The sequence below is a fragment of the Mycobacterium simiae genome (genome assembly GCF_008370645.1).
Classification (GTDB): Bacteria; Actinomycetota; Actinomycetes; order Mycobacteriales; family Mycobacteriaceae; genus Mycobacterium; species Mycobacterium simiae_A.
Genome location: NZ_VTZN01000223.1, coordinates 1 through 6,886, shown reverse-complemented (window position 1 = coordinate 6,886; position 6,886 = coordinate 1). Strand labels below are relative to the sequence as shown.

The window sequence follows — 6,886 nt, the reverse complement described above, 5'->3', positions numbered from 1 at the left end:
GCTACTTGTAGGTTCTCACGGAACGTGTTCTCCAGAATCGGAATGTCTCATGAGACACCAGCCACAGCTCGGCCGTGTGTCTGACGAAGGCTCGGGTTTAGGCGATCGCTGCGCTTGCGGCCGACGGCGGGGCGTGTTGTTCACCCACGCCCACGACCACCTGCTCGTCGCCGGACTCGTCCCGTGCAACGCCCCTAGCCCGCCACGAAAAACTACGCTGCACAACGCTACTCGCGCCTACCAAGCAGCCTTCGCCGAACTCACCCAACAAGCTCGACTCGCCGCCTGACCGTTCGCGTCACGAACCACGGACTTGACTCAAAACTTAAGCGGCTGGGCCACTTGAGTTTTCTAAACGGGCCGATCGGCCGTCAGTTCTTCTTCAGCTCCTCGGCAAGCATCACGATGATGCCGCTAGGACCGCGGATGTACGTGAGCTTGTAAACGTCCTCATAGGTCGCCACGCCGCGAAGCGGACGGCAACCGTGCCTCGCGGCTATCTCAAGGGATTTGTCGATGTCGTCGACCGAGAAGGCGACGCGGTGCATGCCAATCTCGTTGGGATTAGTGGGCTTCGACTCGATCGCTTTGGGGTGGATGTACTCGAAGAGCTCAAGGCGACCGTGACCGTCTGGCGTCTGGAGCATCGCAATTTTGGCGTGGTTGCCATCAATGCCGACGGCAATGTCGGTCCATGCGCCACTGACCGTGTCACGGCCGATGACCACGAGGCCAAGATCGGTGAAAAAGGCAATCGTTGCTTCGAGGTCGCGAACGGCAATACCGACATTCTCAAGTTTGATGGCCATTCGTTGCATGCTACCGAGCCGGGCCGATTACCTCCGGTGGTGAGCCGGGGCTCGATCGAAGAACCCCCGTTGGGCAAACAGAAGCTTCGGGTCTGACAATTGCCGGTCAAGGCGATGACTGCGTTTGAGGACCACGGCGGCGCGGTAGGCCGTTGGCGTGCTTGCGGTATCGGGTCGCGAGTCCTCGCCATTGCTTGATGTGGCAGCAACGGCGTTCGATCACGTCGCGATTCCTGTAGTCGGCGGCGTCGAGCTTGACCGGGCGACCTCCGCGTGATCCGCGGCGTTTGCGGTGACCTTCTGCTCGTTGGGCTCGGGGATCACGCCCTTCGTCTCCCGCGAGGCACGCCGGCATCAAACGGCGGGCGACACGCAGGTGGGCGCGATGAGACAGTTTCAAACCGTCAAAAAGAGAACGTGGCGGAATCTCACGAACAATGGCGGAGGAGTAGCGGATCCGCCAAACGCGTGAGACGGGGCCTGCTGTCTATCGCATCGGATGTCGACCGTTTCGGCCGTTGCGCCGGCTCGCCGCACTGATCCTGTGAAGGATACGTTCAAGGAGACGCCCCGGCGTGTTCCTTGGGCGTATGCCCGCGCGGTCGTTTGGATCAGGTGGGAATCAGTCCAGTTTTGCGGAGGACGCGGCCGTAATTCCGTTTGTCACGCATTAACGGCACTCAATGTTGAAGCTGAGCCAGCCGTGGTCGATGAGTTGCAGTCCTTCGTCGGCAACATTTAACCCGGCCCAGGCATACCAGCGAGGGGTCAAAGTTCAGAAGCTGGAAAGGGTCGACCTTCAAGAGTTGTTGACAGAGATTCCGGTCATAGGGTGGGAGTTATGCACGATCAGTACCTTGCACACGTCCCGGAAGGCGACGGCGCGATGTCTGAGCAAAGAGCATTCTTGACGCTTGGCCACGTACTCGTCGGAATCGGCTCCGAGCACGACCCGCTGATCGGCTTGGAAGATATCCGCGTCATCCGGCACAGCTTCAACACAGGTGAGCAGGAAAGCCTGCGGGGCCGCGAGGACCTGACCGAGGCACGCGTCCGTGAATACACACGCTCCCAGGACATCTCGACGCGACGATTCCCCGCCGACCCTGAGCGGTACTGGGTGCTCTTCGTCGCTGACGGCCGGCGGCGATCCCGACTGTGGGGAACCTTTGAGAACCACGGCGAGGTGGTCGACGAGCGTACCGCGACGAACCGCTACTTCGACCTGCGCCCAAGCGGTTTCCTGGCGGCACTAGCGGACCGTCTTGTGGTGGAGTGGGACACTCCCCGGGTCTGGCACCGGCGCGCTGCCAGTGTGTCGAGCATGCCCGTCCTTGAGATCGCAGACCGGGACAAGGTTCCGTTTCCCGGATTCGATCTCGTCCTGCTCAACTTCCATGCGCTCGGCGAGATGGTGTCCGATCATCGTTACGCCGAATGGCGCACAGCGCTGTCGCAGGTGCAGGGCATCTACCTGATCACGGATTCCTCCAACGGAAAGCAGTACGTCGGGAAAGCCGATGGCGCCGAACGGATCCGTTGACAGCTTGCAAGCCGCGTCACGGGCTGCGGGCGTTGGCGTTTCGTACTTGCACCGGTGGACTGAGTGGGTACCCGATGTCGACCGCGCATGAGCACAAGTGATCGAGATGGACCGGTCGAAGACGGCCCGCAGACGTGCTGCAAAGGGCCGACTGGAACCGCTCAGAGTCAGTGTTGCCTCTCACAGCGAATTACCCAGGTGTACAACCCAATCCATGAATCTGAGGCCGGATCTAAGAACCTCGTCGCCCCAGCGAAGAGGCTCTGAGATGCAACGACCGCAGGCGCTCGTCGCGCTAGTTTCATCATTCCCAATCACGGTCCCTCAAACGAATTCTTGGGTTATCGATCGCTATCTGACCTGGATCGGTCACGCGTCTGTGATAGGACCGGCGCCACCGCCGCCCTGATGCCTCCGACGGTGCCGCCTCGCGTTGACCCAAATGGCACACGCTCCGACCACCGGCCTAGTCCGGCCTTCAGCTGCCTATGCCGCCCATGCTCAGAATATTTCCGTTGGAGTCTAGGTTCAGCACGAATCCGTTGGTGAGCTGCCGCAGATTGGCGAGTGTATCGGTGATGACTGAGTCAACGGCCGTGGCAATCGCCCGGACACCGTCGCCGGCGAGCTGTGTTGTGCGATCCGTCAACCCGTCGCTGATCCGATGACCGCGACGTGTCGCGGAAACGCGGCGGCCGACGACGTTTCCGGCGTGGTCGTGATGGTCAGTTGCCCTTCCCGAATTCTGGTCGACGCCTAGCACTGATTCATGCTCCTTGCGCCAGCGGTGAAAGTTTTCGGACCTGATAGTGGATAGCGATTTCCATACGGGAGTTGAGATGAGTGTGTGGAGCGCAGTTACAGAACCTTGGTGGACTGGCGGTGTTCCCTTGCGCAAAGCTCGGAGGGTCTCTGCGTTGAGCGATAGCCACGCTGTGTGGGCATCGGTGACAAATGGCTCGTAACTCTCTGCGAGTGGTTTCAACTTGTCGGCAAGGGCGAACCGTTCTCGTGTAGTTGGGTTGGTTCGCGCAACCCGCGCAACAAAGTTGATCAGACGGTGTCCGACGCTGACTGCCGTGTCGACGGACGTGTCGGCGAGATAACGCTGTGCGAGTGCCATTCCGGCCGGCTCGGTCTGGGCAGCAATCGCTCGGCTGTGCCAGACTGCCTCGAGGTAGCTCGCAGCGCTGAGCATTAGTGACTCTGCGATGGAGCCGGCGAGGGCACACGTCTCTCGCCACTGGCTCGTCGTGACTGATGCGAAAGGATTGGGCTCAAAGTCCGCTCTGCTATAGCCCCAGGCGCGGTTGCAAATTCGATGGACTTCGTCGAGACCAAGTTCGTGTAGGTCGGGCCGCAACGGAAGGTCTCCCTGGTGGGCTCCGATGTGCATGAGTTTCGACCAGTCGGGTGCCGCTGCGTTGAACTTGGAATCGTTGACCACGCTGAAATCGTCCCAGGATCGTGGGTGAAGCGCCCGACATTTTCGGCGTGCTACGCAGCGATCCCATTGCGCCGTAGTACAACCAGTCGCATCTGTATTCCGTAACGTCTCACCCACCGTGGCCACTCGGTATGGTCGCAGCTTACGTTGGCGTGGAACACTTTGGCCAACGATCTCAGTGGGGCTGTCGGAAATGTGTCGTTGCGCCCGCACCTCTGACGCGTGCCACTGAACTGGGCTTACGCAGTGAAGATTGACAAGCCTCGGCGACATGCCGAAGTTTGGTCAAAGTAGCCCGGCGTTTCCTGTCAATCTTCGCTGCATCTCGACAGCGGAGTTGTAGGTTCTCACGCCGGACCTCAAAATCTCACGACCGACTGCCAACGGATTTCAAGTTCGAGAATTTGGTGACACACGCCGGTGGCCCTGATTGTCTGGCGAATCGCTGCTGGCGAGTGCCAAGCTATAGGTATGACTCTGGGTGCGAGCTGAGCGGTAGCGGGGGAGCGAATGGTGCGGGTTTGGGCGTCGGCGACGCTGGGGGTGGTCTCCGCCGTGGCGGTGGCTTTCGCGGGTGTCTTCCTGACGAGGGATGGCACCGTCTGGTGGGAGTGGGTCGTCCTCGGGGTGGGAATCGTGGCCGGGATAGCCAGTGGCGTGTTGATCAAGAGGGACTCCCGAGCAGCCAGCCAAGTGATGGAGGGCGGGGCCGTGGGGCAGCAGACAGCGTCCGATAAGGGCACCAACATATCGATCAACGCCGACCACGGTTCGGCGGCCGCGTATCACATGGGCGAAGTGCACGTCGGGCAGCAGCGCAGACGCCGGAAGCGCAAAGGGTCTTGACCGAGGACGCGGAGGGCCGCCGAGTCGACGACGAGGACGGTGCTGCCCAAAACATCTACATCAACGCCACCGACGGGGGGGTGGCCGCCTATCGCATTGATCAGGTGATCATCGATGGCTTGGCCGAATTGCAGGCCGCCACAACTGTCCTCCCACTTGAGGCGTTGGTGGTCGAACCCACGCCGTTCGTCGGCCGCGAATCCGAACTGGCGCGGATCGCTGATGTGTTGTCGGACCCGAGCGATGACCAGAGCAGCAGCGGCATCGTCGTGGTGAGCGGACCTCCAGGGGTGGGGAAGACGGCGCTGGTGCGGCAGGCCGCGACCGCGGCCGCCGCGGCCGGACGGTTCGACCATGTTCTCTTTGTCGATCTCCGCGGTTACACGGATGATCCCAACGCTCGGGTGCAGCCCGCGGTGGTGCTGTCAAAACTGTTGATCCTGCTCGGGGTCGAGGACGCTGAGATCGCTGCCGATCCGGCCGAGCAGGCTATCCAGTACCAGCAGCGACTCGACGAGCTCGCAGCCGAAGGAAAGTCGGTACTGCTATGGCTAGACAACGCCAGCGATCCATCGCAGTTCGAACCACTACGGCCCGGCAGTCCCATCCATCGAGTCGCCGTTACGACGCGGGAAACGTTCGGCCGCATACCGAAGCCACAGGTCGTCGATGTCGACGTGATGGGCTCCGACGAAGCGGTCGAACTGCTTAACAGCGCGGTCCGCGCCCGCAATCCGGACGATGGGCGACTGACTCAGGCTGCGCAGGTCACGCTGCGTTTAGCCGAACTCTGTGACCACTTGCCGCTGGCACTGCAGATCGTGGCCGCACTCCTGGCCGATGAACCCAACAGGCCGATCGTCGAGCTGGTCGAGGAGCTAGCCAGCGAGGAGGACAGGCTCAACAGCCTGGACTACGGCACAGACCTCTCCGTGCGGGCCGCGTTCGCGTTGTCCTACAAGAGATTGCCCGATAACTTGAAGCGCCTGTTCCGTCTGCTGTCCGTCGTCCCCGGAGGCGACGTAGGCCTGGTAGCGGCCGGTTGGCTGATCTCTGCATCACACACTGCGGTACGGCCGCAACTAATGGCTTTGGTCCGCAGTCACCTCATCCAGCAGCACGTGCGCAACCGCTGGAGCATGCACGACCTGATCCGCTTGTACTCGGCCGAGTTGTCGGCGGAGCAACGCGAGGACGCTGAGCGGGCGTTGAAGGTAATCGTTGTGAAATACCTCTTGGGTGTCGGAGCTGCGGCCGACTGGCTCACGGGAGTGCCGAACGACAACAACAGGAGATTCTTTCCTACAGCACACCACGCGGCTGCCTGGTTCGAGGAGGAGCGCACCACGGCAATTGCCATCGTCCTGGCGGTCGCGAAGCGCTCCGAGCCCGAGTACCGCGAGTTGATGCTGGTATTAGCGGTCGGGCTCGGCGAGATATTGGGATCACAGCGGCACTGGCTCAGAGAATTCCACGACGTCGCGGTCGTTGGTGCATCACTTGTCCCCGAGGCGCAGAACCGACACTATGCGGCGTGCGTACTGAACCACTACGGTTCCGCTCTTCGGAAGATGCGCCAGTTCGACGACGCGCTCGAAGCGTTTCGGCGGGCCGCCGAGGTCGCCGAGGAAGCCGGGGTTGACGGTGTGGCAATTGCTGCGCGCTCCAACATGGGAAACGTCTACCTCGATCAAGGCCGGGACGTCGACGATGTCGTCGAAATCTATTGGGAAGATGTCCGAGCCTGTCGGGAATCTGATCCGCCGAACCGCCGCGGCGAAGCGATTGCTTTGAGCAACATCGGCGGCGCGCTGTGGAAAGCCGAGCGGTACGCCGAGGCGCTTCCACCGCTACGGGAAGCGGTTGCGATCTGCCGCGATCTAGACGACAAACCCGGAATCGCCAGCGCAGGTAAGAATCTCGGCGCAGTTCTCGGCCGCCTGGCGCGAATCGAGAACAATCAGACGTACCTGAACGAAGCAATCGAACTGCTTCAAGAGGCGGCCGGGATCTACAAGGAGCGTGGCAACGTTTCGGGCTGGGCGGACACCGCCAACAACCTCGGGCAGACGCAGTGCCAGATCCGGCGTTTCGCCGAAGGCATTCCGAACCTTGAGGCGGCCCTCGACTACTTCGAGAGATCTGGTCAGACCGAGTTGGCCGGTCTAGTTCGTGAGGACCTGGAGTCCTACCGGCTGGACGCTGCAGCCGGGCGACCTTAGAACCTACATGTTGTGTAGG

Annotated in this window: 5 protein-coding genes; 3 read left to right on the top strand and 2 right to left on the bottom strand. The window is 61.5% G+C overall.

The features are described 5' to 3' along the window. Positions 1–371 precede the first annotated feature (371 nt). Positions 372–809 carry a VOC family protein gene (locus F0Q45_RS23330; protein WP_149656162.1) on the bottom strand — a complete coding sequence of 146 codons (438 nt, stop codon included), beginning with the start codon at positions 807–809 and terminating at the stop codon, positions 372–374. An 841-nt stretch (positions 810–1,650) separates the two neighbouring features. Between F0Q45_RS23330 and F0Q45_RS23320 the strand changes: the two genes are divergently transcribed. Continuing rightward, a complete protein-coding gene (locus tag F0Q45_RS23320) occupies positions 1,651–2,352 on the top strand; it encodes a GIY-YIG nuclease family protein (RefSeq protein ID WP_262491135.1) in 702 nt (233 codons plus the stop codon). A gap of 478 nt (positions 2,353–2,830) precedes the next feature. Here F0Q45_RS23320 and F0Q45_RS23315 read toward each other — a convergent pair whose 3' ends face one another. After that, positions 2,831–3,115, bottom strand: a complete 285-nt coding sequence (locus F0Q45_RS23315) for a hypothetical protein (RefSeq protein WP_149656161.1) — start codon at positions 3,113–3,115, stop codon at positions 2,831–2,833. Between the two features lie 1,197 nt (positions 3,116–4,312). Between F0Q45_RS23315 and F0Q45_RS23310 the strand changes: the two genes are divergently transcribed. Continuing rightward, entirely contained in the window at positions 4,313–4,645 is a 333-nt protein-coding gene (locus F0Q45_RS23310; protein WP_149656160.1) for a hypothetical protein, read from the top strand. Next, the gene (locus F0Q45_RS23305; RefSeq protein ID WP_149656159.1) at positions 4,642–6,867 is read left to right on the top strand and encodes a tetratricopeptide repeat protein; all 2,226 of its coding nucleotides are present in this window, start codon (positions 4,642–4,644) and stop codon (positions 6,865–6,867) included. The genes F0Q45_RS23310 and F0Q45_RS23305 overlap by 4 nt, the downstream gene beginning before the upstream one ends. The last annotated feature ends 19 nt before the right edge of the window (positions 6,868–6,886 follow it).

Excerpts from the sequence above, each read along its gene's own strand:
- F0Q45_RS23330 (WP_149656162.1), bottom strand. The coding sequence starts at position 809 with ATGGCCATCAAACTTGAGAATGTCGGTATTGCCGTTCGCGACCTCGAA.
- F0Q45_RS23320 (WP_262491135.1), top strand. The coding sequence starts at position 1,651 with ATGCACGATCAGTACCTTGCACACGTCCCGGAAGGCGACGGCGCGATG.